The organism is Williamsia sp. R60, from assembly GCF_054063855.1.
In genome coordinates, this window is sequence record NZ_JBSSGR010000002.1 from 1,142,179 (window position 1) to 1,167,894 (window position 25,716).

Sequence of the window (25,716 nt, forward strand, 5' to 3'; positions counted from 1 at the left end):
GAACCACCAAAGAGCCCCGCGACCACAGGTCGCGGGGCTCTTTGGTGTTCTGCTGAGTGATCAGCTGAGGCGTTCGAGCACCATCGCCATGCCCTGTCCGCCGCCGACGCACATGGTCTCCACACCCAGGCTCTTGTCGTGGGTGCTGAGGTTGTTGAGCAGCGTCGCGGTGATGCGGGCACCGGTCATGCCGAACGGGTGGCCGAGGGCGATCGCGCCGCCCGAGACGTTCAGCTTGTCGTGGTCGATGCCGAGCTCGTTGGCCGAGCCGAGCACCTGGACCGCGAAGGCTTCGTTGATCTCGAACAGGTCGATGTCGCCGATGCCCAGGCCGGCGTACTTCAACGCCTTGCGCACGGCTTCGATCGGTCCCAGGCCCATGATCTCGGGGGAGAGGCCCGTGGCCGCGGTGGAGACGATGCGGGCCAGCGGGGTGAGGCCGAGCTCCTTGGCCTTGGTGTCGCTCATGACCACCAGCGCGGCGGCGCCGTCGTTGAGCGGACACGCGTTGCCGGCCGTGATGGTGCCGTCGGGACGGAAAACCGGCTTGAGCTGACTGATCTTCTCGTACGTGGTTCCGGCGCGGGGACCGTCGTCGGTGGTCACCTTGGTTCCGTCGGCAAGGGTGAGCGGCTCGATCTCGCGTTCGAAGAAGCCCGACTTGATGGCTTCCTCGGCACGGTTCTGGCTGCGCACACCCCAATGATCCTGGTCTTCGCGGGAGATGCCGGTGTAGGTGGCGACGTTCTCGGCAGTCTGGCCCATCGGGATGTAGACGTCGGGGATCAGGCCTTGCTCACGCGGATCACTCCATGTGCCTGCGCCACCGGCGGTGGCCTTGTCGGTGCGTTCCATCGCTTCGGCGAACATCGGGTTCTTGGTGTCGGGCCAGCCATCGGCGCTGCCGGTGGCGAAGCTCGACACGCTCTCCACACCGCCGGAGATGAACACGTCACCCTCGCCCGCCTTGATGGCGTGGAATGCCATGCGGGTGGTCTGCAGCGACGACGAGCAGTAGCGGTTCACCGTGACACCGGGAACGTGGTCGAGGCCGAGTTGCACGGCAACTGAACGCGCGATGTTGAAACCGGCCTGCCCTGCGGGCTGCCCACTGCCCAAGTGCAGATCATCGATGTCTGCGCGGTCGAGCGATGGCACCTTGTTGAGCACGGCTTCGATCATCTGGCGGGCCATCTCATCGGGCCGCAGATCCTTCAGTGACCCCTTGTTCGCGCGCCCGATCGGTGAACGGGCGGTGGCGACGATGACTGCTTCTGGCATATGGACTCCCTGTCGAATCAAGTTGAACACGCAAGTGTTTAAGGGTTTCTGATCGAACGTTACGCCAGCTGGAGAACACGCTTGCCGGGACCTGACCGCTCGCTGTGATCAACGATGCCGGGCAGCGCGTTCCACGTACTCGCGCATTCGGCGGCTCCACCGGTTGTCCTCCGCGATCGCGGAGACCTCGGGTGGGTCCGGTAGCGGCCCGCTGCCCCATTCGCCGACGGCCGCGAGGACGGCGGGCAGCAGAGTGCGCGCGGCAAGTTCGTATCCCGCTGCCGACGGGTGATAGTTGTCGGCCGACAGCATCCGATCGGGCGCGGCCAAGAACTCGCGGGCAAGGAGATCGGCGAGGGGCACCGGCTTGCCGCCGGCGGCGGTGGTCTCGACGGACTGCGCCGCGGCCAGACGCAGGCCCCACTGGCGGATCACCGTGCGCAACGGCTGCGGGATCATCGCGACCACTCCGAGGTCGGGACATGTGCCGACCACCACATGCGCGCCCGCATCGCGCAGCCGCCGTACCGCGGAACCCAGCCGTTTCGCCGAGGCGCGGATCCCGCTGGTGCTGGTGACGTCGTTGGCCCCGATGAAGATCACCGCGACGTCGGGCGGGGGGCCGGCGATGAGCATGGCGTCCACCTGACCGGACAGCCCACGTGACGTCGCACCGACGATCGCCTTGGTACTCAACCGGATACGCCGGCCCGTCTCGTCGGCGAGCATTCGCGTCAACTGGACGCCGGGTGTCTCGTCGGCGACCTCGGCGCCGAGACCGGCCGCCGTCGAGTCGCCGAAGATCATCAGGTGCAGATCAAAAGGTTCGCTCCGCCGGAAACGGATCGGTCCGACGCCGTCGGGGCCATAGATCCCGTCGCCGTTGGGCGCGTTGTCGGTGCGGTGCGGGATGACTGTGCGCGCTGCTCGCGCCTGGCCGTTGAGGAAGGTCCACGCACCCCACCCGGCACCTGCCGTACCCGCCGTGGCGGCCGCGGTTGCTGCGAGGTCGCGAATCATCCGCTGCCTTGATCCGGACACAGCTCCAACATAATCGAACGCGTCTGGGACCATGGAGTCATGCGCATCGCAAGTCACGTCGTCGATCTGATCGGGAACACACCTCTGGTCCGGCTGAACTCGGTTGTCCAACCGGGATCTGGCCTGGTCGCCGCCAAGATCGAGTACCTCAACCCAGGCGGTAGCTCCAAAGACCGCATCGCCGTCAAGATGATCGACGCCGCCGAGGCGTCGGGCGAGTTGAAGCCCGGAGGCACCATCGTGGAGCCGACCTCCGGCAACACCGGCGTGGGGCTCGCCCTGGTCGCCCAGCAGCGGGGCTACCACTGCGTGTTCGTGTGCCCCGACAAGGTCGGCGAGGACAAGCGGAACGTGTTGCGTGCCTACGGGGCCGAGGTCGTGGTGTGCCCGACTGCGGTTCCGCCCGAGCACCCCGACAGCTACTACAACGTCTCCGATCGCCTCACCAGGGAGATCGAAGGCGCATGGAAGCCCAACCAGTACGCCAATCCGGCAGGACCGGAGAGCCACTACGAGACCACCGGCCCCGAGATCTGGAACGACACCGACGGCAAGATCACCCACTTCGTCGCGGGCGTGGGCACCGGCGGAACGATCACCGGCACCGGGCGCTACCTCAAAGAGGTGTCCGGCGGGAAGGTCAAGATCATCGGTGCCGACCCCGAAGGATCGGTGTACTCGGGCGGCACCGGTCGTCCGTACCTCGTCGAAGGTGTCGGTGAGGACTTCTGGCCCACCGCCTACGACCCGGCGATCCCCGACGAGATCATCGCGGTCTCCGATGCGGACTCGTTCGAGATGACCCGGCGGCTCGCCCGCGAAGAGGGACTGCTCGTCGGTGGCTCCTGTGGCATGGCGGTTGTCGCCGCACTCCAGGTCGCCGAACGTGAGGGCCCGGACGCGCTTGTGGTGGTACTGCTGCCCGACGGTGGACGTGGCTACATGGGCAAGATCTTCAACGACAGGTGGATGAGCAGTTACGGCTTCCTGCGTACCCCGCTCGACGGCAACGCGAAGAAAGAACCACTGGTCGGCGACGTGCTGCGCGGCAAGTCGGGAGCACTGCCCGACCTGGTGCACACCCACCCGTCCGAGACGCTGCGTGACGCCATCGAGATCCTGCGCGAGTACGAGGTGTCGCAGATGCCCGTCGTCGGGGCCGAGCCACCGATCATGGCCGGTGAGGTCGCCGGCGCTGTCAGTGAACGCGAGCTCCTCAGCGCCGTGTTCGAGGGCCGGGCAAACCTCGCCGATCCGGTCAGCGCTCACATGGGCGAGCCGTTCCCCCTGATCGGCTCGGGCGAACCGGTGTCGGCGGCCACAAAAGCACTCAGCGACACCGATGCCCTGATGGTCGTCGAAGACGGCAAACCGATCGGCGTCATCACGCGGCACGACCTGCTGGCCTTCGTCAGCTCGATCGGTTAGCCAGACCAGGTCACCCAGGGCGGAAACCGGTTCGCATCGGCCGAACTGCAGGCCGGGCGGGCCGGGCTCTACCCTGGATGTCATGAGTGAGCAGCGCAGCAAGACCGACTCGCACAACTGGCAAGGATTCTCCACCAAGGCGATCCACGCCGGTTACGAACCCGACCCCGCGACCGGTGCGGTCAACGTACCGATCTATGCCAGTTCGACCTTCGCCCAGGACGGCGTGGGAGGCATGCGCGGCGGCTTCGAATACGCGCGTACGGGCAACCCCACCCGTCAGGCACTCGAGGCCAACATCGCGGCCCTGGAAGAGGGCAGCTTCGGCCGGGCCTTCGCCTCGGGCATGGCCGCCACCGACGCCCTCCTGCGTGCAACGCTGCGTCCCGGCGACCACCTGGTGATCCCCAACGACGCCTACGGCGGCACGTTCCGATTGATCGACAAGGTGTTCAGCCAATGGGGCATCGAGTACTCGGTCGCGCCGGTCACCGACGTCGACGCCGTGCGTGCCGCGATCCGACCCAACACCAAACTCGTCTGGGTCGAGACACCCACCAACCCGTTGCTGAACATCGGTGACATCGAGGCGCTCGCCGCAGTGGCGCACGAAGCGAAGACAAAACTGGTGGTGGACAACACCTTCGCGTCGCCCTACCTCCAGCGGCCTTTGACACTCGGCGCCGATGTGGTGCTGCACTCGACCACCAAATACATGGGCGGGCACTCCGACGTGGTGGGTGGCGCACTGGTCACCGACGACGAACAGCTCGACGTCGACATCGCGTTCCTGCAGAACGGCGCCGGAGCAGTACCGGGACCGTTCGACGCCTACCTCACCATGCGGGGCATCAAGACACTCGGCGTCCGGATGGATAGGCACAGCGACAACGCCGAAAAGCTCGTCGAGTTCCTCAGCTCCCATCCCAAGATCGACTCGGTGCTGTACCCGGGCCTTCCCAACCACCCCGGACACAAGGCCGCCGCCAAGCAGATGACCCGATTCGGCGGCATGATCTCGGTGCGCGTCTCCGGCGGATCGGAAGCAGCACAACAGTTCTGCGACCGCACCGAGGTGTTCACCCTCGCCGAGTCACTGGGCGGCATCGAATCCCTCATCGAACACCCCGCCGCGATGACCCACGCCTCCACCGCCGGCTCACTGCTCGAGGTCCCCGCCGACCTCGTCCGCCTGTCGGTCGGGATCGAAGACATCGGTGACTTGATCGGGGATCTCGAGAACGCGCTCGGCTAGTCTGCTCGCTGTGTTGGTCTGGCTCGCTTCGCTCGCGGGTGAGCGGCCCCCAGGTCGCGTGCTCTTCCTTCGTCGACTCAGTCGCTGCGCTCCCTCGCTCCTCTGTCCAGAGCACGCGGGGCCACTCACGGGTTTGAACAACACTTCGTTGCTCGCTCGAATGCCACGGGCGCGCCAAAACTAGACCATTATTGTCAGATGGTGAGTGCACAGCCGCTGGTGGACCTGGCCCACATCGACCGGGCGGTGCAACTGCTGGCACCGGTGATGCGCCGGACTCCGGTGGTCGCGTCGCGGGCGCTGTCCGAACGTTGTGGTCATGATGTCTGGTTGAAATGCGAAAACCTGCAGCGCACCGGATCATTCAAACCCCGGGGTGCTTATCTGCGGATTGCCGGACTCGACGAGCAGCAGCGGGCACGAGGTGTGGTCGCGGCCAGTGCCGGCAATCATGCCCAAGGCGTGGCCTGGTCGGCGGGCACGCTGGGGATCTCGTCGACGGTCTTCATGCCCACCGGTGCCTCACTTCCGAAGGTGGCGGCCACCAGGGCGTACGGCGCAGACGTCATGATGCACGGTGCCACGGTCGATGAAAGCCTGGATGCCGCAATTGCTTTCGCCGACGAGACGGGGGCCGTGCTGATCCACCCGTTCGATCATCCGGACATCGTGGCCGGGCAGGCCACCATCGGCATCGAGGTGCTCGAACAGATGCCTGATGTGGGAACAGTGCTGGTTCCGCTGGGTGGTGGGGGTCTGCTCGCCGGCGTCGCAGCCGCGATCAAGCTGCACAACCGCGCCATCCGGGTCATCGGGGTGCAGGCAGCGGCCGCTGCGGCGTGGCCGGATTCGCTGGCCCGCGGCGGCCCGGTCAAGGCGACGTCGATGAACACGATGGCCGACGGCATCGCGGTGGCCAAACCCGGAGTGGTGCCGTTCGCCCATGTGTCCGAACTCGTCGACGAGGTGGTCACGGTCAGCGAAGAGGCGATCTCCCAGGCGCTCGTCCTGGTACTCGAACGCGCCAAGCTGGTGGTCGAACCGGCAGGCGCCACAGCGGTCGCTGCCATCACCAGCATTCCCGACCTGCGGCTCGACGGGCAGGTGTGCGTGGTCCTCTCGGGCGGCAACATCGACCCGCTCCTATTGACCCAGGTCACCACCCACGGCTTGCGGGCGGCCGGTCGATACCTGACGATCACCGCAACAGTTCCGGATCGTCCCGGCGGCCTGGTCGCCCTGCTGGAGCTGCTGCGGGACATCGGGGTGAGCGTGGTCGACGTCATCCACTCCCGCGTCAGCGGCGAGCTGAGACTCGGCGAGGTGGAAGTCACCGTGAGTCTGGAGACCAAGGGGCCCGAACACCAGGCACGCGTACGCGCGGCGCTCACCGAATCCGGGTACTCGTTCACCTGACCGCACGCGCGGGTGTCCGAATTTCCCTAGGCTCAACCCATGGCCATCGACTACACCAAGCGTTCCAAGCCTTCGCAGGCACCGTCGACCCCTGCGCCGGTGCCTCCCGCGACACCGGCACCAGCGGCCGCGTCGGCGGTGAACCTCAGCAAGATCGCGCTCACCAAGCAGGCGCCGTCGGTGAACCTCGCCAAGCCCGGAGCATCCGGCGGCACGATTCGGATCAACCTGAACTGGGCGCAGGGGGAGTCGTCAGGAGGGCTGTTCGGCAAGCGCAAGAAGGGCGTCGACCTCGACCTGCGATGTCTTTATGAACTGGCCGACGGCTCCCGTGGCGGGATCGGTGCGCTCGACCGTGTCTTCGGCTCCCTCGAGAGCAGGCCGTTCATTCAACTGGACTCCGACGACCGATCCGGTAATTCGGCGGGCGGTGAGAACATGTTTGTCAACCTCGCCAATCCTGCTGTGTTCCGGCGCATCCTGGTGTTCGCCGACATCTACGCGGGAAGCCCGAACTGGGCCGCAGTTGATGGCGTGGTGACCGTGGAGTCGCAGTTCGGACCCCCTATCGAGGTCCGGATGGACTCGGCCAAGAACAACCTGCGTACCGCATCCATCGCGCTCATCGAAGTCGGCGCTCAAGGAGTGACCATCACGCGAGCGGTCGAGTACTTCTCCGGCGGAGACAAGATGGACAAACATTTCCGCTGGGGCCTGAACTGGGGCCGAGGTAGCAAATAGCCTGCACCCCAGTCCCTCTCAGCTCGTCGACGGTTGCGCGTCGGCGGCCATCACCGACAACAGTTCGTACGCCACATGTGCGGCGGCGATACCCGTGATCTCGGCGTGGTCATACGCGGGCGCCACCTCGACGATGTCGGCACCGACGATGTCGAGCCCGGACAGCCCGCGCAATGTGTTCAGCAATTCGCGCGACGTCATGCCGCCCGCTTCCGGAGTGCCCGTACCCGGTGCGTGCGCGGGGTCGAGCACGTCGATGTCCACGGACACGTACACCGGGCCTCCGGCGACGCGGCGATGGATGCGCTCGATGATGCTGCGCACCGTGTCGAATTGATAGTCGTCGGAGCGGATCAGCTGAAAGCCGAGCACGCCATCTGCTTCGAGATCTTGCGCGCTGTACAGCGGCCCCCGGATACCCACGTGCATCGACCGTTCCATGTCGATGAGACCTTCTTCGCTGGCCCGCCGGAACGGGGTGCCGTGTGTGTACGGCGCCCCGAAGTAGGTGTCCCAGGTGTCCAGATGGGCGTCGAAGTGGAGCACCGCCAGCTTTCCGCGCTCACGATGCAGCGCCCGCAGCAGCGGGAGTGCCAAGGTGTGGTCACCGCCCAGCGTCAGCAGCCGCGCCCCGTCCGATCCGAGGTGCGTCACGGCACGGTCGACCGTGTCGAGGGCTTCGACGATGTCGAAAGCGTTGACCGCGACGTCGCCTGCGTCGGCAACCTGGTGCACGGCGAACGGCGAGATGTCCATGGCGGGGTTGTAGGGCCGCAACAGCTTTGACGACGCGCGGATGTGGCCGGGGCCGAAACGTGCACCGGGGCGGTAGCTGACTCCGGTGTCGAACGGGACACCCACGATCTTGACGGCGGCCGACCGGACATCATCGAGACGCGGCAGGCGGGCGAAGGTGCCGGGTTCGGTGTAGCGGGGCACCAGACTTGCATCGACTGGGCCTTGAATCGAGTTCAACGTCACTGCTTTTCCTCAGTCCTTGTAGTCAGGTGCAATGCGCTCGACCAACCGCACCATGGCGGACCAGGCGAGGTCGATGCCGATGTCGTCGGTGAGATCGTCGCCGGTGTCTTCGGCGTTCAGTTGACGTGCGGTGTGTTCACGGATCGCCTCGTCCGGGACGATGACCTCTCCCGCCCGGGTGGCGGCGACCTGTATCTCGCAGGCCTTGTTGAGGTAGTACATCCTCAGAAAAGCTTGCGCGGGTGTGGAACCCACGGTGAGCAGACCGTGGTTTCGCAAGATCAGCGCTGGATGGTTGCCGATGTCCCGAACCAGCCGCTCTTGTTCGTCGAGGTTGAGAGCGACGCCCTCGTAGTCGTGGTAGCCGACGCGGTTGTGGAACTCCATCGAGATCTGGTTCAGGCCGAGGAGGCCGGTTGCCGAGGCCGCCACGGCGCAACCCGCCACCGTATGGGTGTGAAGTACACAGTGCGCGTCTGGCCGGCTCCGATGAATGGCACTGTGGATGACAAACCCGGCCGGATTGACCGGCGGACCAACGGGTTCGGTCAACTGACCGTCCACATCGATGCGGACCAGATTCGATGCGGTGATCTCCTCGAACAGCAGCCCATAGGGATTGATGAGGAAATGCTCGTCCGGGCCGGGGAGTCGAACCGAGATGTGTGTGAAGATTAGATCGGTCATCCGGAAATGCGCGATCAACCGGTACACAGCGGCCAGTTGTCTGCGTACTTCGAGTTCCTCGGCCGGAATGGTCGTGAGATCCGGCATCAGTAGCCGACCTTTGCGGACACCAGCTTCTGGAACATCGCGGTGATCTGATCCCAGTGTGTGACCAGATTGGTGCGGTCCGCCGCGGGGGATCTGCGACCGCTCTGCAGCTTGTGCAGGATTGGCATGTCCTGCTCATTGACCTCGAACAATATGTCCGTCAATCGCTTTCGCTCGGTGCTGAACCGCTCGCCCGTCGCCGTCTCGTCGACAAACACGGCCATGTGCTCGACGGTTCGTTCCGGGCCGGCGGCGTCGAATCCGATCACCTGGAACCAATCCGCTTCCAAGAACAGCAGGGCGTTCGGGAACACACAGAAGATGTCCTGGCTCTCGGTTCGAGCGGGGGGAACGTCGCCGAGGAATGGCAGCGCCTCGTCGGTCTTGGCGGCCTTACCGGCTGCGCCATGCGGGTAACAGCCCCCGAGGATGTGGTCGGCCAAACGGACATCGTCCACGTCCAGCGACGCACTGACCGGCCCGACCTGCGGGTGGATGAACGGCAGGTGGTAGAAGTCGAGGAAGTTCTCCACCACCAGTTTCCAGTTCACGGCGATGTCGAACCGGCGCTCCTCGGCCAAGTGGATGCGGTTGAAGTCGACGTGGTCCCATCGCGCCAGGATCGGTGCGAGCATGGCGGCGAAATCGGCATCGATCTGGTCCGTTCCGCCGGCCTCGGCGCTCTCGAGTGCCAGATTGACGAAGACCATGCCCGCCCACACCTGGCCGGCGACAGGCAGCAGACCCAGGTGCTCGGCACCGTCGGGTACCGCGCGCGTGCGCTCCCGGGTGAAATACGGTGTGGCGTGCAGACTTCCGTCGAGGTTGTAGGACCAGCAGTGGTACGCGCACTGAATCCGCTTGCGAACCTTCACCGGCTCGTCGGTCATGGCCATGCCACGGTGTCTGCAGGAGTTGTGGAACACCCGAATCTGGTCGTCGTCGCCGCGGATGATCAGAAGGGGCTTGCCGCCGATGTCCACCGGATGCACCATCCCTGGTTCGTCGACCCAGTGCGCGTAACCGGCCCACACCCAGCCGGACGAGAAGATCCGCTCCTGCTCGAGTGCGTATTCGGCCGGCCCGCTGTAGGCGCGCGCCGGGATGAGCGCGTGTCCGGTGGTGTCCGAGGACAGTGGGCCCGGCAAAACCTGGTTGCCGGTGGCGGTGACCGGGTTCGGGCTGTGTGTGGTCATCAATGACTCCCGTGAGGTGATGGAACGGTGATCGGCGAAGTGGCCGGGGGAGAGGAGGGTTCGATCGCCGAGGCAGCGAACGCCTCGTGGGCCCAGCTCTTGAGGATCAGGGCCTCGGTCCACCGGTCCGACAGTTCGGCTCCTGCGGCGTCGGTGATCGCGTAGGGACGCGTACCGAGCTCGGTGCAGAACATGATCTGCCGGCCTGGGGAACTCCGCGCCCGAATGGATCGGAAGCCCTGTTCCCACCATCCACGGAACCGTTGCTCCCAACGCTCACCCGCTGGGGTGCCGAGGGGGATCTGGACCTGCGCGCGGGTGGCGATCCTGCCCTGAAGTGATCCGCAACGGTCCAGGATGGCGGTCACCAGGTCTTCGTATTCACGCGTGGGTTCGTCGGGCATCTCGTTGGCGCACACATAATGGGAGAGATCTCCGGCAAGCTCGATGCGTGGGTCCAGGTGACGCAGGAGCAGCTCGCTGAATCGGATGTCGTTGGTGACGGTGTTGCGGTGTGTCTCCAACTGCATGTCGATCTGCTCGTCACGGCACAGCTCGTACCACCTCGCCACGGTGCCGGCGAGGGCTTCGGGATCGAACCCGTAGATCTGCGCGCACACGACCATCTGGCCGGCGCCGACCTGGTGGGCGTAGTCAATCGCCGCACGCAGATCGTCGATGGTGTGAACAAAAGCGAAGACGGCGGCGTTCAGGTCTGACCCCTGGATGAGTGGGGCGAGCTCAGCGGCAGCAGGCGCCCGCCGTGCCCCGAGATCCACCGCAACGCCGTTGAAACCCGCGGCGGCGATGAGATGGATCTGCTCCGGAAGCGACCACTGATCTGCGGTGTTGGGTAGGTCCTCCATAGCCCACATTGACTGGAAGACAGCGAGTTCCGCGCTCATGGCACCGGCACCACGGGGTCGTTGACGGTCAGCACGGGTGTGCCGGTCTGCATCCACCGGACCACGTTCTGCGCCTGAGCGACGATGTACCCACGCGTCGTGGCATCCGACAGGTACGCGACGTGAGGGGTCGAGAGCACATTCGGGTGCCCGATGAGGGGATCGGCGGGATCAGGGGGCTCGGTGTCGAAGACGTCGAGTGCGGCCGCCGTGACACGCCCGGTGTCGAGAGCACGACGCAGCGCCGCCGAATCGATGAGTGTGCCGCGCGCGACGTTGATCAGATGGACTCCCTGACGCATCCTGGTAAATGCGTTGTCCCCGAGGAACTCCCGGGTGTCCTCGGTCAGCGGGAGGTGCAAGGAGATGACGTCGGATCGGCTCAGCACGGTGTCGAGGTCTGTCACCCGCGCGCCGTCGATGCCTACCAGCCCGTTGCCTGCGGCCGGTTCCGGACGGTCGGTGCGGATGTCGAAGCCCAGCACCTCGCGCACCGTCGGTGCCGCAAGGGCAGCATATCTACGACCGGTGCTGCCCAGACCGAGTACGCCGACCGTCATCTCGGACAATCGCCGCGGCAGAGGGGTGGGACGGTCCAGCCAGCCGCGTGTGGTGGGGAACCCGGAGAAGAAGGGGAGCCGGCGAATCAGTGCAAGTGTGAGGGTCCAGGCATGAGTGGCCACCTCCTCGGCCGCGACATCACCCACCGTGCACACCCAGATGCCCAACTCGGCTGCGGCATCCACATCGACGTTGTCGTGTCCACGCGAGAGCAACGCGACGATCTTCAGGTTCGGCAGCCGCAGCAACAGATCTCGGTCGATCGGTGCGTAGCCGACGAGTAGAGCGGTGGCCCCGGCGGCGTCGCGGGCGATGACGTCTGGGTCCCGTGTCTGCAGTACTTCGACCCGAAAGCCATTGTCTCTCAGCAATTGACACCCGATGTCGGGGTCAAGGTCGTCGGTGTCGGTGTAGACCGCGAGCGGTCCGTTGTCGGGCATCGATGCTCCAGGATCAGCGCAGACGTTCAGCGCAGGTGCGAAAGGAATTGTTGCGTCCGTCGGTGTTGCGGGTCGTCGAAGAACGGCCCCGGCGGTCCGGCTTCGACGATCATCCCGTCGTCGAAGAGAGCGACCTCGTCGGCGACGCGACGCGCGAATCGCGTCTCGTGGGTGACCACCACCATGGTCATTCCCTGTTCGGCGAGCTGTTCCATCACCTCGAGCACTTCTCCCACCAGTTCTGGGTCGAGAGCCGACGTCGGTTCGTCGAACAGCATCACCGACGGGTTCATCACCAGTGCACGGGCAATTGCCACCCGCTGCTGCTGACCACCGGACAGTTCACTCGGAAAGTGCCTGAGCCGGTGTGCCATACCGACCCGTTCGAGCATGGCGGTGGCCTGTTCTCTGGCCTCGGTCCGTCGTATCCCGCCGACCTCGGTGAGCGCCAGGGTGACGTTGTGGAGCACATCGAGATGTGCGAACAGGTTGAACCGCTGGAACACCATGCCGATGTCGCGGCGCTGACGGGCCAGCTGGGTCTCCCGCAGAGACCGCGTCGCCCCGGTTGATCCGACGGACACACCCAGTTGTTTGCCGTGTAGCAAGATCTCACCCTGGTCCGGTGTCTCGAGCAGAGCCATCAAGCGCAGGATCGTGGACTTGCCCGAACCCGAAGGGCCCAGCAGGGCTTTGACCTCACCCTTGTTCACCGTCAGGTCGACTCCCTTGAGCACTTCGGTCTGGCCGTAGGAACGGTGCAGGTTGATCGCCTGCAGGACTGGGCTGCTCATACTGGGACCTTCTGCACGGTCGGGGTGATGCCGGATGTGTTGTGACCTTTGGAAATCCATCGGTATCGAGCCTCGATGAAGTACTGGATGACCATGGCCACACTGACGATCACGAGGTAGTACACCAGGGCGGCCGAGTAGTACTCGGCGTAGCGGAAGGTCACAGACACCTCGGCTTGCGCGGTGGTCAGCAATTCTCGTAGTGAGATGACCGATGCGAGTGACGTGTACTTCAGCATGGCGATGAACTCGTTACCGCTGGGCGGAATCGCAACCTTGATGGCTTGAGGGAGAACCACTTTGAACAACACCTTGTGCGGCGGAAGGCCCAGTGCCCGCGCCGCGATGTGCTGGCCGTCGTCGACGCTGAGCAGCGCCGACCGCAGGATCTCGGCCATGTATGCGGCCTCCACCACCGCGAAGCCGATGAAGGCCGCAAGGAAGGGGGTGAACCAGTTCTCACGAAGGCCGGGGAACAGCTGTGGTCCGGCGTTCCAGATGAGCAGCAGGACAAGCAAGGTGGGTATGGCCCGAAAGAACCAGACGTAGACCCAGCCCGCAGCACGGGGAGCGGGATTCTTGGCGATGCGCAGGAGGGCAACAAGGAACCCGATCACGGTGGCTGCGATCATCGCGCTGATGGCCAGGCCAAGCGACAGCAGCGCGCCGCGGAAGAATGTCCCGGACGTCAAGGCGTCGGTGAAGACGCTCCACTCGAAGACCATCGCGGTCAGGTGACTATTCGGTTGGGATCGAGACCATACTGCTCGGCGAGCTTGCCGAGTGTGCCGTTGGCGTCGAGCTCTTTGAGGCTGGTGCTGACCGCTGGGCTCAGCGGCGAACCCTTGAGCGTGAAGACGCCGAACTGGGTGTCGGCGGGGAACACATCGGGGATGGACTTCAGCTTGCCCTGGGACTTCTCGACCATGTCGACGACGGCAACATCGGTCTCAATGAGAGCGTCGGCCTTCGAATTGGAAAGAGCAGCAACAGTTTCTGATGTCTTGGGGTAGGGCTGCACCGTGATTCCCGGCTTGCCCTCGGACTCGAATCGGCTCGACAGATCACGCAGGGTCTGTTCGTTCGACCCGCCGCCCTGCACCGCGACCGTCTTGCCCGAGAGATCGTCGGCCGTGGTGATGTCGCTCGTGTCCGTGCGCACGATCAACCCGGGGCCGGTCTCCATGAAGGGTGAGCCGTCGGCGACCTCGAGTCGCTCGGGACTCATGTAGAGCGCGGCCCAGAGGATGTCGCACCGTTTTGCCTGCAGGGCCGGCATCAGTCCGTCGAAAGCCGTGTTCTGCCACTTGATGTCGAGTTCCCAGAGATCCGCGAGTGCCCGCGCCGCGTCGGGATCGAAGCCGACGGGACTGGAGGTGTCGCCGTCCTTGAAGTACTCCATCGGCGGGTACTCGGGGTCGGTGCACACCGTCAGTTCGCCGCTCTTGAGAAGTCCCGCAGGCGCTTTGCCGGAGGCCTCGGTGCTTTCCGCACCGCCACCGCAGGCGGCGATGGTGGTGGCCAGCAGTACTGCGGCCGTAGTCGCTAGAACTCTTCGCATGTGTGGATCCTCAGGGTGTTGATTCATGAGCACCGGCGATGGTGCGGAACTGTCGGGTCTCACCGTAGGATCGCCGGCATAGGTCAGCAAGGCGAAATCTGCAATCAAACCCGGATCGATTGAAGGAAAGCCCAATTATGTGTGCATTTTGTAAACAAAGATCTACTGATTATGCACCCACCTGCAAAAACGTCCCGCCGACGATCGGACCGGTCAATTGTTAAGTTCTCGTGAGCAGAGTCGATCGGGCCCGATGCCCGAGGTCGACATGCGCATCGTGGAGGCTCTCCGTCGCGATGGCAGGGTCTCTACCCACGAGCTCGCCGACCAGCTGGGCCTGTCCAGAACCACCACGGCCAGGCGCCTGAGCCATCTGCTCGATGGTGGATTCGTCAGCGTGGTCGGTCTCGTGCACCCGCTGACCATCGGGATCAAATCGCTTGCCCACATCTCGATCTCGGTGGACCGGCCCGTGCGCCGAGTGGCCGAGGCCATCGCCGCCATGCCGGAGGTGCCTTTTGTGAGTCTGGCCTCGGGTGCCTTCCCGCTCATCGCCGAAGCCCGTGCCTACAGCGATGGTGATCTCGCGACTGTGCTCGATCGGGTGCGCTCGGTGGACGGGGTTCGTTCCACGGAGACACTCTTCTACACAGAGTTGGTGGTCGACGTGCTGCGCCCGACCCGAGCTGACGCTGTCGAGATCGACCGGGTCGATTCGCGGCTTCTGATGCAGTTGCAGATGGACGGCAGGCTGTCGTACACAACCCTGGGCGAGCGGGTCGGGGTGTCGACCGGCACCGCCAGGACACGGGTGCTGCGCATGATCGACGAAGGAGTCGTACGGATCGGCGCGATCGCGAGGTCGGGCCGCGATACGGAATTCGATGTCGGGGTGGGTATCTCGTTGCGGGGCCCCGCCTCGACCGGGGGCGACCTGCTGTCGGAGATGCCCGAGATCCGCTTCCTGGCAGCCACTTTGGGGCGCTATGACCTGCTCGCCACCGTGCACGCGGATTCGCTGGCCGACATCGTCAGCGTTCTCGACCGGTTGCGTGCGCTGCGACCCGTGCTCAGGCTCGACAGCTGGGTCCACCTCGACACCGTCAAAGAGAGCTACCACTACCCGGTGGAGGCGATGAAGCCGTGAGCGCGCGTGGGGCGTCGTGGCCGACGCCGTCAACCTCTGGTCCGGTGCGGGCACGTGTCGTCGCTCCGCAGGCGACCTCGGGACGCGTCGACCCCACGGTAGCGGCCGGGTTCGCAGCGGCCGGACTGATCTCCGGGGGCACTGTCCTCATTCGCAACTGGCCACGGGAACGCGGACCCGGTGAAGCCATCTGCGACGTCTTCGCCGAGATGGACGGCTACGTGGTGACGTCGGATGCCGGTCTCACGGTCACCTCGCGGTCGACCAGCGGGGTACTCGGTCCTGTCGACGTGGCGGTGCGCGACGCCGCGGGTCTCATCCCGTTGATCGCCGTGCTGGCCACGCGAACAACGGGGGTGAGCCGCCTGAGGGGCGTCACCGAAGACGACGTCACCGGCGTCATCGACAACGTACGCAGACTCGGAGGTGTCGCCGCCGTCGTCGATGAGGAGCTGATCATCGAGCCTCGACCACTGGCCGCGGGTGTGTGGGATGCCGAGGGCAGTGCCCCATCGGCCATCGCGGGCGCGGTCCTCGGGCTGGTCACTCCGGGCGTGCAGGTGGCGGGCTGGAACGTTGCGGAGGATATGTATCGGGGGCTGACCACCGAGTGGCTACGCATGATCTCCGCCGACGAATACCTCGTTCCGGGCAGCGCGAAGCTGCCTCATGAGTACATGCACTGAAAGTTCGTGTCGCCGGCAACCGGTTCGCGTCACGAGCGGGAAGTTCCTGCTCAGGGCGGGTCGATCAGCCAGATGACATTGTGGGGTGTGCCAATCGTGGTTGATTTATGACAACGGACGTTGACAAGCTAGGGCGTACCCCCTAGCGTTCGTCTAGAACACGTTGCACAGGCCAGGAGAGTCGTTTTGACGAAAGCGCTGAAGTACGTCCCGGAACACACCCGAGACACCGATGGGCACGACTACGGCCAGGTCCTCGACGACCTGTCCAGCGCCTCGGTGCACAGGAACTTCGACCCGTATCTGGACATCGACTGGGACGCGCCGCACATGGCGATCACTGAGAACGATCCGCGGTGGGTGCTGTCCAAGGTCGTCGACCCGATCGGCAGGCATCCCTGGTATCAGCAACAGCCGCTCGACAAGCAGATCAAGATCGGCATGTGGCGTCAGGCCAACGTTGCCAAGGTGGGCCTTCAGTTCGAGTCCGTCCTGATCCGCGGTCTGATGCAGTACAGCTTCAAACTCCCCAACGCAGCCAAAGAGTTTCGCTACACGACTCACGAGGCCAAAGAGGAGTGCAACCACACCCTCATGTTCCAGGAGTTCATCAACCGCACCGGGGTGGACGTTCCCGGCGCCAAGCTCGGTTACCGGTTGATCTCGCCCCTGGTCCCGTTGGCCTCCACCATCTTTCCCACGATCTTCTACTTCGGCGTGCTCGGTGGGGAAGAGCCCATCGATCACATCCAGAAGGACTTCCTGCGCAATCGCGACGAGATGCACCCGACCATGATGGCCGTGATGCAACTGCACGTCGCCGAGGAAGCCCGGCACATCTCCTTCGCCCACCACCTGCTGCGCGAGACGGTGCCCCGCAAGTCCTGGGTGCAGCGCTTCCTCCTGTCGCTGATGCTGCCGATCGTCATGCGGGTGCTGTGCGGGGCGATCACCGTGCCACCCAAGTCTTTCGAGCGCGACTTCGACATCCCGCGCGAGGTCATGAAGGACATCTTCTGGAAGTCCGAGAGCTCCAAGCAGTTCCTCCGGAACGTCTTCGGTGACGTCCGGATGCTCGGAGAGCAATGTGGCCTGATGAACCCGGTGTCGCGTGTGTTGTGGCGACTGCTCGGCATCGGCGGACGTCCTTCGCGCTATCGCAGCGAACCGACGTACACGGCGGCCTGAGAGTGCCCCATGTGGTGACGCAGGCGTGTTGCGCCGATGCGTCGTGCGTCTACGCGTGTCCGGTCAACTGCATTCATCCGACTCCGGACGAGCCCGATTTCCTCACGTCGGAGATGCTGTACATCGACCCGGCCACCTGCGTGGATTGTGGTGCATGCGTGAGCGCCTGCCCGGTGGGCGCGATTGTTCCGGGCAACCGGATCGAGCCCGCGCACGAGCGCTATCCGGCCATCAACGCCGACCACTACTCCGATGCAGCAACCCCGGCGGTCCGATTCCCGGTGGATCCGGGACTGCGCCTGCCCTTGGCGCCCATCTCGAAGCCCAAGCCGATGGCGTCGCCCGGCGGGGAACCGGTGCGCGTGGCAATCGTCGGCTCAGGCCCGTCTGCAATGTATGCCGCCGACGAACTGCTCCGGTACCCGAACGTGAGCGTCACCATCCACGAGAGACTGGACAAACCGTTCGGTCTCGCCCGTTACGGCGTTGCGCCCGATCATCTCTCGACACGCAAGGTGATGGCGCTCTTCGACGAGATCGCACGAGACGATCGGCTCGACATCCTTCTCGGAAGCGAACTCGGTCGCGACATCACCTTGGACGAACTGCAGCGCGACAATCACGCCGTGATCTATGCCGGCGGAGCCGGCACCGACCGCCGATTACAGGTTCCCGGCGCGGATCTGCCCGGTGTGGCCAGCGCGACGGAGTTCGTCGGCTGGTACAACGGCCACCCCGACTTCGCCGACCGTCGATTCGACCTCTCATCGCGGCGGGTGGTGATCATCGGCAACGGCAATGTCGCTCTCGACGTCGCACGCATCCTCGCGACCGACCCGCAGCGGCTGGCTCCGACATCCATCTCACGGACCGCGCTCGAGGCGTTGCGTTCGTCAAAGGTCGAAGAGATCGTCGTCGCCGCGCGCCGTGGTCCCGATGGCGCCGCCTTCACCCTCCCCGAACTGATCGGGCTGGCCGACGGGGGTGTCGACGTCACACTCGACCCCGGTGCGCTGGACGCTGTGAAGGCAACCGCGCCAACCGATTCGACTGCGGCGGCCAAGCTGCAACTGCTGGCCGAGCTGGCAGGTCGTCCCCGTCGCACCGGCCCGAGCATCAGGCTTGCGTTCCTCCGATCGCCCGAACGCTTCGAGTGTGACGCGGCCGGGATGCTCGACGGCGTCACTTTCGGGATCAACCGGCTCGATTCGCAGAGGGGTGGAATCGAGCCGACCGGTCAGGTCGAAACCGTTGCCGCCGGAGTGGTTCTCACGTCCATCGGATACCGAGGCGTGGAAGTTCCCGGCTTACCCTTCGACCCTGTGCGCGGGGTGATCCCGAACGAGCAGGGCAGAGTGGTCGCGTCGGCGGGCCCGATCCCCGGCCTGTACGTGACCGGATGGATCAAGCGAGGCCCCTCCGGTTTCATCGGCACGAACAAATCGGACTCGGCCGAGACCGTCGCCCGTCTACGGGAAGACCTCGAAGCCGGCCGACTGGTCGGACCGGCGAAGAAGAGCCGTCGCAAGCGCCTGTCGGTCCACTGAGCAACCTTCATCATCGCCTGCGGCGAGCAGGGTCAGGTGGTGGCGTCGGGCGCCGAATCGCGTTGCGCCCCACCGGCCTCGAGTACGTCTTGGACAGCCTCTGGGGTGGTGGTGCCGCCATTGATGACGTAGATGCGCTCTCCTTGGTGGGAACCGTTGGCCCACGTGTCGTTCTGCTGCCAGTCGATGATTTTGCCGTCGTTGTCGAACGCGATGGCGTCGTAGTCGGGATGCTCTCCCGCGAAGTGGGCGATCTGACGGGCTGTGGCGCTGACTTCTTCAGACATGGCGCCCGAGTACCCGGACTGCAGCCGTTCGACACATTGTGTGGCCCGGCCGGTGTCGGTGGCCTGCACACAAAAATGCCCTACCGGCGACGTCCTTCGTGGACGCCCCGATAGGGCACTCGAGTGCTTGCTCAGGCGTGGTACGGCTCCGCGCTCACCAGGGTCACCGAGATGGTGGCCCCGCTGGGCACGGTGTACTTACGGGTCTCGCCGACCTTGGCGTCGATCAACGCGCCGCCCAATGGCGACTTCGGTGAATAGACCTCGAGCTTCTCGTCGGACGAACCCTGTTCGCGGGTCGCGATCAAGAAGGTCTCGGTGTCGTTCTCGTCGCCGTCGTAGTACACCTTCACCACGGAACCGGGCAGTGCAACCCCCGACTGCGTCGGCGTCTCGCCGACCTTTGCGGTGTTGAGCAACTCCTGGAGCTGACGGATGCGGGCCTCTTGCTGACCCTGCTCGTCGCGGGCGGCGTGGTAGCCACCGTTCTCCTTGAGGTCACCCTCTTCGCGGCGCTCGTTGATCTCGGCGGCAATCACCGGACGATTCGCGATGAGGGCGTCGAGCTCCTCTTTGAGCCGATCATGGGACTCCTGGGTAAGCCAGGTCACCTCGGTGTCGGTCATGCTCGTCACTCCCTCTCGTTAAATACAGCAACACGGCCCCTCTCGGGACCGTGTATCAGCCAAGAGTAGCAGGACATATGGACACGGCTCGAATTCTTATCGAATTGTGCCCTGCTGGGCGAGGGCTGTGCGGTAGGTGGGTTCACGGCTCTTGAGCCACCCGACCACCAGGTACGTCAGCGGCATGATGGCCAGCTCGACCAGCGTTTTCCACACGAATCCGATGAGGGTGTAGTTGATGAAGTCGGACCAGGTCGAGATGCCCAGGGCCGACGCTGCGATGGAACAGAAAACCAGGGTGTCGAAGAACTCGCCGACCACGGTGGAACTGAAAAGCCGGGCCCACAAACGTTTTTCTCCCGAGCGCTCTTTCATCTTCACGAGAACCCAGGAATTTAGGAATTCACCCACGACATATCCGGCGAGTCCGGCGGCGAGGAATTGCGGAACCACTCCCGCAACGGTCTCGAACGATTCTTGACCGTCGTAGAAGTCGGCGGCCGGCAGGTGGACGGTGAGCCAGAAGCACAGGGAAGCGATCAGGAGGACGGCGAAACCGGTGAGGATCGTGCGGCGCATCGCCTTGAACCCGTACACCTCGCTGATCACGTCGCCCAGCACGTAGGCGAGGGGGAATAGGTAGAACGCTCCGTCGGTGACCAGGCCGTCCATGGACAGTGGCCCGAAGTCGAAGTGGAGGTCGGGGAACAACACCACACCTTTGGTGCCGGTGATGTTGCTGATCATCATCACGCCGACGAAGAGTCCGACGAGTGTGGGGAAGTAGTGACTGGTGATGGTGGCGAACGCCGGGCCCGTTCCCTTGGCGGTGAGCGGGTCCGGCTGCCCAGACTGTGTTGTTGGTGTCATGGGTGCCGATTATGGGGCACGTCCGGACCGGCCGGTGCGCCGGTCACGCGCTGCGCTGAGCGTCACGCGTCGGTGTGAACCGGTGCGCGAGGCACAGGGCCGTGCGCACTATGGAGAAGTCAGGGGGCCACGAGGTACGGCGGCACGGTGTCACTGCATCCGTAGACCTCGCCGACCGCGGGAGGGGCAGAGGTGCGGACCACTGCCGACATCGGCAGCCGGGTGTCCTGGGATGCCGGGACGTACACCTCGCGGCGCCCGGTCTCGGACCCGTCCTTGGATCTGGCCCGCACCACACAGGTGGCGGGAATGGTCGGGTCCTTGCGGTTGACGGTGAACTTCACCTCCACCGAGGTGTCGTCGAGGATGTCGTATCCGGTCGCTTCGCCGGAGATCTCCGGATCGGCGAATCGCTGGTAGGCGACCCAGGCGATCAATACACCGATGATGATCACCAGGCCGGTGAGCGCGAGGAACCAGCGTCTGCGTGATCGAGGTGAGCGTTCGGCCGGATAGCGGCCCTGCGGGAGGCTGCGGGCGCTGGTCATGGGTTCATACCTACCATGGAGTGGCAGAACCGAGACCGGCGCGGCGCGAGCCCGGGGTGCGGTGGGAGTATGGACAGGCGATTGACGACGGTGTGAAGGTGAGGACTACGCGTGGGTGGACTACGACTCATGGCGGTGCATGCGCACCCTGACGACGAGTCCAGCAAAGGTGCGGCCACCATGGCCAAGTACGCAGCCGAGGGTCACGACGTGTTGGTGGTGACCCTCACCGGTGGCGAGCGCGGGGACATCCTGAATCCGGCGATGGATCTGCCGGGCATCAAGGATCGGATGCCGGAGGTCCGTCGCGAGGAGATGGCCAAGGCGGCCGCAGCTCTCGGTGTACAGCAGACCTGGCTCGGATTCGTCGACTCGGGGTTGCCCGAAGGTGACCCGCTGCCACCGGTACCCGAGGGCTCGTTTGCCACGGTCCCGCTCGACGAGGCCACCGAGGCGCTGGTACGGGTGATCCGGGATTTCAAACCGCACGTGATGATCACCTATGACGAACTCGGCGGGTATCCCCATCCCGACCACATCCGGTGCCACGAGGTGTCGATGGCGGCGTACGAGACGGCGGGCGATCCGGACCGGTTCCCTGACGCCGGCGAACCGTGGACGGTGTCGAAGATCTACTACACGCACGGCTTCATCCGCGACCGGATGGTGTTGTTCTCCGACGAGTACGCCAAGATCGGCAAGGAGAGCCCCTTCAAGGAGTGGCTCTCGAAGTGGGATCCCGAACGCGGCAACCTGATGGGCCGCGTGACCACCCAGGTGACATGCGGCGAGTACTTCCCGCAGCGCGACGAGGCGCTCCGGGCCCACGCCACGCAGATCGACCCCAACGGCGTGTTCTTCGCGGTCCCGATGGACTGGCAGCTCCGACTGTGGCCGACCGAGGAGTTCGAGTTGGCGAAGACCAGGGTCAAGACCGCAATCCCCGAGACCGACCTGTTCGCGGGTATCGAACCCGATGCAAATGAAGGTGAGGCGTCATGAGTGCCACTGCATATGCTGCGGCGCAGCTCACCGACGTGTTGGCCAAGACCGAGGGCCCGGAGTTCGGCAAGGCGTCGCCGCTCGGCCTCTTGGTCATCTTGTTGCTGCTGGTGGGAACCGTCTTCCTGATCTGGTCCATGAACCGGCACATCCGCAACCTGCCCAAGAAGTTCGAGCGGGACCATCCTGAGGCCGACCAGGCCGCCGACGACGGGACCGACCTTGACCCGAGACACCAACAGCCTCGCTGAGGCCACCAGTCCCTACCTCCGTCAGCACGCCGACAACCCGGTCCACTGGCAACAGTGGAGCGCCGACGCGCTCGCCTGGGCGCGCGAACGTGACGTGCCGATCCTCCTCTCGGTCGGTTACGCGGCATGTCACTGGTGCCACGTCATGGCGCACGAGTCGTTCGAGGACAACAACACCGCGGCCGTGATGAACGCGAACTTCGTGTGCATCAAGGTCGACCGTGAAGAACGCCCCGACATCGACGCGATCTACATGAACGCCACCGTCGCGATGACAGGGCAGGGCGGGTGGCCGATGACGTGCTTCCTGACTCCCGATGGCCGTCCCTTCTACTGCGGCACCTACTTCCCGCCACGGCCCGGTCGCGGTATGCCGTCGTTTGTCCAACTGCTCGAGGCGATCACCCAGACGTGGGAGCACAAGCGTGACGAGATCGACCGTGTCGGTTCTGCCGTTGCAGACCAGTTGCAGGCCAATGCTTCCGGCCTGCCCGAAGCTCAGGTGCCCATCGACCCGGAGCTGCTCGACCATGCGGTGACCACGATCCTCGAGGACGAGGACCGCACCAATGGTGGATTCGGTGGCGCACCCAAGTTTCCGCCATCCGCTCTGCTCGAAGGGCTGATCCGGGAGACCGAGAGGTCCGGTGACCTCCGGGCGCTCGACGCTGCTGTGCGGACCGCGTCGGTGATGGCCCGGGGCGGTATCTATGACCAACTCGGCGGGGGTTTCGCGCGGTATGCGGTGGACCAGAACTGGGTGGTACCGCATTTCGAGAAGATGCTCTACGACAACGCGCAATTGCTGCGGGTGTACGCGCATCTTGCGCGCATCACCTCGGATCCGTTGGCGCAGAGGATCACCGAGGAGACGGTTGCCTTCCTCGAAGCCGACCTCAAGGTCGTCGGTGGTTTTGCTTCCGCCCTTGATGCCGACACCGACGGTGTCGAGGGACTCACCTACGTGTGGACGCCCGCGCAACTTGCAGAGGTTCTGGGGGCCGACGACGGTGCCTGGGCCGCCGACTTGTTCACCGTGACGCCCACCGGAACCTTCGAAGAGGGGGCGTCCACGCTGCAACTGCGGCACGACCCCGACGATGTCGAGCGATACCGTTCGGTGCGGGCGCGGCTTTCGGCGGCACGGGCCGAACGCCCGCAACCCGCGCGTGACGGCAAGGTGGTCAGCGCGTGGAACGCCATGGCCATCACCGCGCTCGTCGAAGCGGGCGCCGGACTGAACCGGCCGGACTGGGTGGATCTGGCGACCTGGTGCGCCGAAGAGCTGTTGCAGCGCCACATCGTCGACGGACGGCTGAGACGCTCCTCGCTCGACGGGCACGCGGGTGCCCCGCTGGCCGTCCTCGACGATCATGCGGCGCTGGTGACCGCTCTGCTGGCGCTGCATCAGGTCACGGGCGAAAGGCGTTGGCTCGAGGCCGGACTCGACTTGCTCGACACCACCATCGACCTGTTCTCGGATCCGGAAGCGACCGGTTCGTGGTTCGATGCAGGCGTCGACGCCGAGGGCTTGCTGACCCGACCGCGCGATCCGATCGACGGCGCGACCCCCTCGGGCACCTCGTTGATCGCCGAGGCGCTGCTGACCGCGGCCCCGCTGTCGCCGGTGCAACGCCGCCCGCGTGGATCGGGTGAGTACGCCGCGCTCGTCGATGCAACGTTGGCGCGCGGAGGCGTACTGCTGGCCAAGTTGCCGCGGTCGGCCGGACACTGGCTGGCAGTGTCGTCCGCAGCGGTCGCAGGTCCGGTGCAGATAGCGGTGGCCCAGACGGACACCGAGCCGACCGCACTGCTGACCCGGGCTCGCGTTCTAGCACCAGGCGGCACCGTGGTGGTGGGAGGAACGCTCGACTCGGCGCCCCTGCTCGAGGGCCGACCACCCGTGGACGGCAGGGCCGCGGCCTACGTGTGTCGTGGGTCGGTGTGCGGCCTACCGGTGACCTCGGCGGAAGCGCTGGCCGAGCAGCTGGCCAGTACGTCCGCGAATTGATCCATCGCCCAATCGATCTCGTCGACCGTGATGACGATGGGTGGGGCGAAGCGCAAGGTTGATCCATGAGTGTCCTTCACCAGCACACCCCGCTGGGCCAGTGCGGTGCTCAGTTCCTTGCCCGTTCCCAGAGAAGGGTCGACATCGATGCCGGCCCACAGCCCGAGGCCGCGAATGCCGGTGAGGCCCTTGGTGCTCAGCTCGTGTAAGCGGCGATGAAGATGGTCTCCGAGTAGGGCGGCGCGCTCTTGCCAGTAGCCGGTCTCGAGCATGCCCACCACAGTCGAACCCACCGCCGCGGCAAGCGGATTGCCGCCGAATGTGGAGCCGTGCTCTCCCGGGTGCAACACTCCCAGCACCGAGCTGTCGGCCACCACTGCCGATACGGGCAGGACACCCCCGCCGAGCGCTTTGCCCAGGACGTAGAGATCGGGGACCACCTGCCAGTGGTCGGAGGCGAAGGTCTTCCCTGTTCTTCCCAGGCCGGACTGGATCTCGTCGAGGATGAGCAGAACGTCTGTCTCCGAACAGATCCGGCGAACCGCCGGCAAGTAGTCGGGCGGTGGAACGATGATGCCCGCCTCGCCCTGGATCGGCTCGAGCAGGACCGCGACGGTGGTGTCGTCGATGGCTGCGGCCAAGGACTCGGCGTCGCCGAAGGGGACGGTACGAAAACCCGGCGTGAATGGGCCGAAACCGCGGCGCGCGGTCTCGTCGTCGGAGAAGCTCACGATCGTGGTGGTCCGCCCGTGGAAGTTCCCACTCGCCACCACGATCGAGGCTGTCTCGGCGGGTACGCCCTTGACGTCGGTGCCCCATTTGCGAGCGACCTTGATGGCCGATTCGACGGCTTCGGCACCGGTGTTCATGGGTAGGGCCATGTCCTTGCCGCACAGGTCGGCAAGATCGCGGCAGAAGGGGCCGAGCCGGTCCGAGTGGAGCGCGCGACTCGTGAGCGTCACGCGTGTGAGCTGATCGGACAGCGCGGCATGGATCTCGGGGTTGCGATGTCCGAAGTTGAGCGCTGAATAGCCTGCGAGGCAGTCGAGGTATCGCGCACCTGCGACATCGGTGATCCAGGCACCTTGTGCCGAGGCGGCGACCACCGGCAGGGGCGAATAGTTGTGTGGGACATGGCGGGCGGCCATCGCGATGTGCTCGGCAGCGGCGAGACCGGGA

General features: G+C 65.2%; 26 protein-coding genes. 11 read left to right on the forward strand and 15 right to left on the reverse strand.

Features of this window, described 5'->3' with window-relative positions; genetic code table 11:
* Window positions 1-60 precede the first annotated feature (60 nt).
* Together ACVWY6_RS12265 and ACVWY6_RS12270 are read right to left on the reverse strand one after the other, a co-directional pair.
* The gene (locus ACVWY6_RS12265; protein WP_030170871.1) at window positions 61-1,281 is read right to left on the reverse strand and encodes an acetyl-CoA C-acetyltransferase; all 1,221 of its coding nucleotides are present in this window, start codon (window positions 1,279-1,281) and stop codon (window positions 61-63) included.
* Window positions 1,282-1,389: 108 nt separating this feature from the next.
* A complete protein-coding gene (locus tag ACVWY6_RS12270; RefSeq protein ID WP_031333579.1) occupies window positions 1,390-2,301 on the reverse strand; it encodes an SGNH/GDSL hydrolase family protein in 912 nt (303 codons plus the stop codon).
* Window positions 2,302-2,361: 60 nt separating this feature from the next.
* Between ACVWY6_RS12270 and ACVWY6_RS12275 the strand changes: the two genes are divergently transcribed.
* The 4 genes from ACVWY6_RS12275 to ACVWY6_RS12290 all read left to right on the forward strand — a co-directional run bounded on the left by ACVWY6_RS12275 (window position 2,362) and on the right by ACVWY6_RS12290 (window position 7,162).
* Window positions 2,362-3,750 (forward strand): cystathionine beta-synthase, encoded by a 1,389-nt coding sequence (locus ACVWY6_RS12275; protein ID WP_023963018.1) that lies wholly within the window; start codon window positions 2,362-2,364, stop codon window positions 3,748-3,750.
* Window positions 3,751-3,832: 82 nt separating this feature from the next.
* A complete protein-coding gene (locus ACVWY6_RS12280; protein ID WP_030170888.1) occupies window positions 3,833-5,005 on the forward strand; it encodes a cystathionine gamma-synthase in 1,173 nt (390 codons plus the stop codon).
* Window positions 5,006-5,203: 198 nt separating this feature from the next.
* The gene (gene ilvA, locus ACVWY6_RS12285) at window positions 5,204-6,421 is read left to right on the forward strand and encodes a threonine ammonia-lyase (RefSeq protein ID WP_457538281.1); all 1,218 of its coding nucleotides are present in this window, start codon (window positions 5,204-5,206) and stop codon (window positions 6,419-6,421) included.
* Between the two features lie 39 nt (window positions 6,422-6,460).
* The gene (locus ACVWY6_RS12290; RefSeq protein WP_457538283.1) at window positions 6,461-7,162 is read left to right on the forward strand and encodes a Tellurium resistance; all 702 of its coding nucleotides are present in this window, start codon (window positions 6,461-6,463) and stop codon (window positions 7,160-7,162) included.
* 18 nt (window positions 7,163-7,180) lie between these two features.
* Here ACVWY6_RS12290 and speB read toward each other — a convergent pair whose 3' ends face one another.
* The 8 genes from speB to ACVWY6_RS12330 are packed head-to-tail and all read right to left on the reverse strand — an operon-like array spanning window position 7,181 to window position 14,374.
* The gene (gene speB / locus ACVWY6_RS12295; protein ID WP_457538285.1) at window positions 7,181-8,143 is read right to left on the reverse strand and encodes an agmatinase; all 963 of its coding nucleotides are present in this window, start codon (window positions 8,141-8,143) and stop codon (window positions 7,181-7,183) included.
* Between the two features lie 9 nt (window positions 8,144-8,152).
* Window positions 8,153-8,917 carry a class II aldolase/adducin family protein gene (locus tag ACVWY6_RS12300; RefSeq protein ID WP_457538287.1) on the reverse strand — a complete coding sequence of 255 codons (765 nt, stop codon included), beginning with the start codon at window positions 8,915-8,917 and terminating at the stop codon, window positions 8,153-8,155.
* Window positions 8,917-10,113: an aromatic ring-hydroxylating oxygenase subunit alpha gene (locus ACVWY6_RS12305; RefSeq protein WP_457538289.1), complete on the reverse strand. Its 1,197-nt coding sequence runs from the start codon at window positions 10,111-10,113 to the stop codon at window positions 8,917-8,919. The genes ACVWY6_RS12300 and ACVWY6_RS12305 overlap by 1 nt, the downstream gene beginning before the upstream one ends.
* Window positions 10,113-11,018, reverse strand: a complete 906-nt coding sequence (locus ACVWY6_RS12310; protein ID WP_457538290.1) for a sugar phosphate isomerase/epimerase family protein — start codon at window positions 11,016-11,018, stop codon at window positions 10,113-10,115. Before ACVWY6_RS12310 ends, ACVWY6_RS12305 begins: the two co-directional genes overlap by 1 nt.
* Window positions 11,015-12,019, reverse strand: coding sequence for a C-terminal binding protein (locus tag ACVWY6_RS12315; RefSeq protein ID WP_457538292.1), 1,005 nt, complete (start codon window positions 12,017-12,019; stop codon window positions 11,015-11,017). Before ACVWY6_RS12315 ends, ACVWY6_RS12310 begins: the two co-directional genes overlap by 4 nt.
* A gap of 26 nt (window positions 12,020-12,045) precedes the next feature.
* Window positions 12,046-12,813: an amino acid ABC transporter ATP-binding protein gene (locus ACVWY6_RS12320; protein WP_023963035.1), complete on the reverse strand. Its 768-nt coding sequence runs from the start codon at window positions 12,811-12,813 to the stop codon at window positions 12,046-12,048.
* Window positions 12,810-13,538, reverse strand: coding sequence for an amino acid ABC transporter permease (locus ACVWY6_RS12325; protein WP_457538294.1), 729 nt, complete (start codon window positions 13,536-13,538; stop codon window positions 12,810-12,812). The genes ACVWY6_RS12320 and ACVWY6_RS12325 overlap by 4 nt, the downstream gene beginning before the upstream one ends.
* 5 nt (window positions 13,539-13,543) lie before the next feature.
* Window positions 13,544-14,374: an ABC transporter substrate-binding protein gene (locus ACVWY6_RS12330; protein ID WP_033335516.1), complete on the reverse strand. Its 831-nt coding sequence runs from the start codon at window positions 14,372-14,374 to the stop codon at window positions 13,544-13,546.
* 253 nt (window positions 14,375-14,627) lie between these two features.
* On the opposite strand from ACVWY6_RS12330, the gene ACVWY6_RS12335 reads away from it, so the two are divergent.
* The 4 genes from ACVWY6_RS12335 (at window position 14,628) to ACVWY6_RS12350 (ending at window position 18,942) form a co-directional block, all read left to right on the forward strand.
* The gene (locus tag ACVWY6_RS12335; protein WP_023963039.1) at window positions 14,628-15,521 is read left to right on the forward strand and encodes an Lrp/AsnC family transcriptional regulator; all 894 of its coding nucleotides are present in this window, start codon (window positions 14,628-14,630) and stop codon (window positions 15,519-15,521) included.
* 44 nt (window positions 15,522-15,565) lie between these two features.
* A complete protein-coding gene (locus ACVWY6_RS12340; protein ID WP_457538296.1) occupies window positions 15,566-16,207 on the forward strand; it encodes a hypothetical protein in 642 nt (213 codons plus the stop codon).
* A 186-nt stretch (window positions 16,208-16,393) separates the two neighbouring features.
* The gene (locus ACVWY6_RS12345) at window positions 16,394-17,395 is read left to right on the forward strand and encodes an AurF N-oxygenase family protein (RefSeq protein WP_023963041.1); all 1,002 of its coding nucleotides are present in this window, start codon (window positions 16,394-16,396) and stop codon (window positions 17,393-17,395) included.
* A gap of 2 nt (window positions 17,396-17,397) precedes the next feature.
* Window positions 17,398-18,942, forward strand: a complete 1,545-nt coding sequence (locus ACVWY6_RS12350; protein WP_457538298.1) for a 4Fe-4S binding protein — start codon at window positions 17,398-17,400, stop codon at window positions 18,940-18,942.
* Window positions 18,943-18,974: 32 nt separating this feature from the next.
* On the opposite strand, the gene ACVWY6_RS12355 is transcribed toward ACVWY6_RS12350, so the two are convergent.
* From ACVWY6_RS12355 to ACVWY6_RS12370, 4 genes are all read right to left on the reverse strand, one after another.
* Complete coding sequence (locus ACVWY6_RS12355; protein WP_400726170.1) at window positions 18,975-19,229, reverse strand: hypothetical protein; 255 nt, start codon at window positions 19,227-19,229, stop codon at window positions 18,975-18,977.
* A 131-nt stretch (window positions 19,230-19,360) separates the two neighbouring features.
* Window positions 19,361-19,855 carry a transcription elongation factor GreA gene (greA, locus tag ACVWY6_RS12360; protein ID WP_030170928.1) on the reverse strand — a complete coding sequence of 165 codons (495 nt, stop codon included), beginning with the start codon at window positions 19,853-19,855 and terminating at the stop codon, window positions 19,361-19,363.
* 96 nt (window positions 19,856-19,951) lie between these two features.
* Entirely contained in the window at window positions 19,952-20,725 is a 774-nt protein-coding gene (locus tag ACVWY6_RS12365) for a queuosine precursor transporter (RefSeq protein WP_457538300.1), read from the reverse strand.
* Window positions 20,726-20,844: 119 nt separating this feature from the next.
* On the reverse strand, window positions 20,845-21,273 hold the full coding sequence (locus ACVWY6_RS12370; RefSeq protein WP_023963045.1) for a DUF4307 domain-containing protein: 429 nt from the start codon (window positions 21,271-21,273) through the stop codon (window positions 20,845-20,847).
* A 129-nt stretch (window positions 21,274-21,402) separates the two neighbouring features.
* On the opposite strand from ACVWY6_RS12370, the gene mca reads away from it, so the two are divergent.
* Genes mca through ACVWY6_RS12385 form a run of 3 tightly spaced genes read left to right on the forward strand, consistent with a single transcriptional unit; the run spans window position 21,403 to window position 24,537 of the window.
* The gene (gene mca, locus ACVWY6_RS12375) at window positions 21,403-22,275 is read left to right on the forward strand and encodes a mycothiol conjugate amidase Mca (RefSeq protein ID WP_023963046.1); all 873 of its coding nucleotides are present in this window, start codon (window positions 21,403-21,405) and stop codon (window positions 22,273-22,275) included.
* On the forward strand, window positions 22,272-22,526 hold the full coding sequence (locus ACVWY6_RS12380; RefSeq protein WP_023963047.1) for a hypothetical protein: 255 nt from the start codon (window positions 22,272-22,274) through the stop codon (window positions 22,524-22,526). Before mca ends, ACVWY6_RS12380 begins: the two co-directional genes overlap by 4 nt.
* Window positions 22,498-24,537 carry a thioredoxin domain-containing protein gene (locus ACVWY6_RS12385; RefSeq protein WP_457538303.1) on the forward strand — a complete coding sequence of 680 codons (2,040 nt, stop codon included), beginning with the start codon at window positions 22,498-22,500 and terminating at the stop codon, window positions 24,535-24,537. The genes ACVWY6_RS12380 and ACVWY6_RS12385 overlap by 29 nt, the downstream gene beginning before the upstream one ends.
* On the opposite strand, the gene rocD is transcribed toward ACVWY6_RS12385, so the two are convergent.
* Window positions 24,450-25,685, reverse strand: coding sequence for an ornithine--oxo-acid transaminase (rocD, locus tag ACVWY6_RS12390; RefSeq protein WP_457538606.1), 1,236 nt, complete (start codon window positions 25,683-25,685; stop codon window positions 24,450-24,452). The two genes, ACVWY6_RS12385 and rocD, sit on opposite strands and share 88 nt — an antisense overlap.
* Window positions 25,686-25,716 lie beyond the last annotated feature (31 nt).

What these genes read in the sequence shown, in the direction of transcription:
- ACVWY6_RS12265 (WP_030170871.1), bottom strand. Translation starts at nt 1,281, where the DNA reads ATGCCAGAAGCAGTCATCGTCGCCACCGCCCGTTCACCGATCGGGCGC.
- ACVWY6_RS12270 (WP_031333579.1), bottom strand. Translation starts at nt 2,301, where the DNA reads ATGATTCGCGACCTCGCAGCAACCGCGGCCGCCACGGCGGGTACGGCA.
- ACVWY6_RS12275 (WP_023963018.1), top strand. Translation starts at nt 2,362, where the DNA reads ATGCGCATCGCAAGTCACGTCGTCGATCTGATCGGGAACACACCTCTG.
- ACVWY6_RS12280 (WP_030170888.1), top strand. Translation starts at nt 3,833, where the DNA reads ATGAGTGAGCAGCGCAGCAAGACCGACTCGCACAACTGGCAAGGATTC.
- ilvA (WP_457538281.1), top strand. Translation starts at nt 5,204, where the DNA reads ATGGTGAGTGCACAGCCGCTGGTGGACCTGGCCCACATCGACCGGGCG.
- ACVWY6_RS12290 (WP_457538283.1), top strand. Translation starts at nt 6,461, where the DNA reads ATGGCCATCGACTACACCAAGCGTTCCAAGCCTTCGCAGGCACCGTCG.
- ACVWY6_RS12300 (WP_457538287.1), bottom strand. Translation starts at nt 8,917, where the DNA reads ATGCCGGATCTCACGACCATTCCGGCCGAGGAACTCGAAGTACGCAGA.
- ACVWY6_RS12305 (WP_457538289.1), bottom strand. Translation starts at nt 10,113, where the DNA reads ATGACCACACACAGCCCGAACCCGGTCACCGCCACCGGCAACCAGGTT.
- ACVWY6_RS12310 (WP_457538290.1), bottom strand. Translation starts at nt 11,018, where the DNA reads ATGAGCGCGGAACTCGCTGTCTTCCAGTCAATGTGGGCTATGGAGGAC.
- ACVWY6_RS12315 (WP_457538292.1), bottom strand. Translation starts at nt 12,019, where the DNA reads ATGCCCGACAACGGACCGCTCGCGGTCTACACCGACACCGACGACCTT.
- ACVWY6_RS12320 (WP_023963035.1), bottom strand. Translation starts at nt 12,813, where the DNA reads ATGAGCAGCCCAGTCCTGCAGGCGATCAACCTGCACCGTTCCTACGGC.
- ACVWY6_RS12325 (WP_457538294.1), bottom strand. Translation starts at nt 13,538, where the DNA reads ATGGTCTTCGAGTGGAGCGTCTTCACCGACGCCTTGACGTCCGGGACA.
- ACVWY6_RS12330 (WP_033335516.1), bottom strand. Translation starts at nt 14,374, where the DNA reads ATGCGAAGAGTTCTAGCGACTACGGCCGCAGTACTGCTGGCCACCACC.
- ACVWY6_RS12335 (WP_023963039.1), top strand. Translation starts at nt 14,628, where the DNA reads ATGCCCGAGGTCGACATGCGCATCGTGGAGGCTCTCCGTCGCGATGGC.
- ACVWY6_RS12355 (WP_400726170.1), bottom strand. Translation starts at nt 19,229, where the DNA reads ATGTCTGAAGAAGTCAGCGCCACAGCCCGTCAGATCGCCCACTTCGCG.
- greA (WP_030170928.1), bottom strand. Translation starts at nt 19,855, where the DNA reads ATGACCGACACCGAGGTGACCTGGCTTACCCAGGAGTCCCATGATCGG.
- ACVWY6_RS12365 (WP_457538300.1), bottom strand. Translation starts at nt 20,725, where the DNA reads ATGACACCAACAACACAGTCTGGGCAGCCGGACCCGCTCACCGCCAAG.
- ACVWY6_RS12370 (WP_023963045.1), bottom strand. Translation starts at nt 21,273, where the DNA reads ATGACCAGCGCCCGCAGCCTCCCGCAGGGCCGCTATCCGGCCGAACGC.
- mca (WP_023963046.1), top strand. Translation starts at nt 21,403, where the DNA reads ATGGCGGTGCATGCGCACCCTGACGACGAGTCCAGCAAAGGTGCGGCC.
- ACVWY6_RS12380 (WP_023963047.1), top strand. Translation starts at nt 22,272, where the DNA reads ATGAGTGCCACTGCATATGCTGCGGCGCAGCTCACCGACGTGTTGGCC.
- rocD (WP_457538606.1), bottom strand. Translation starts at nt 25,685, where the DNA reads ATGGCCGCCCGCCATGTCCCACACAACTATTCGCCCCTGCCGGTGGTC.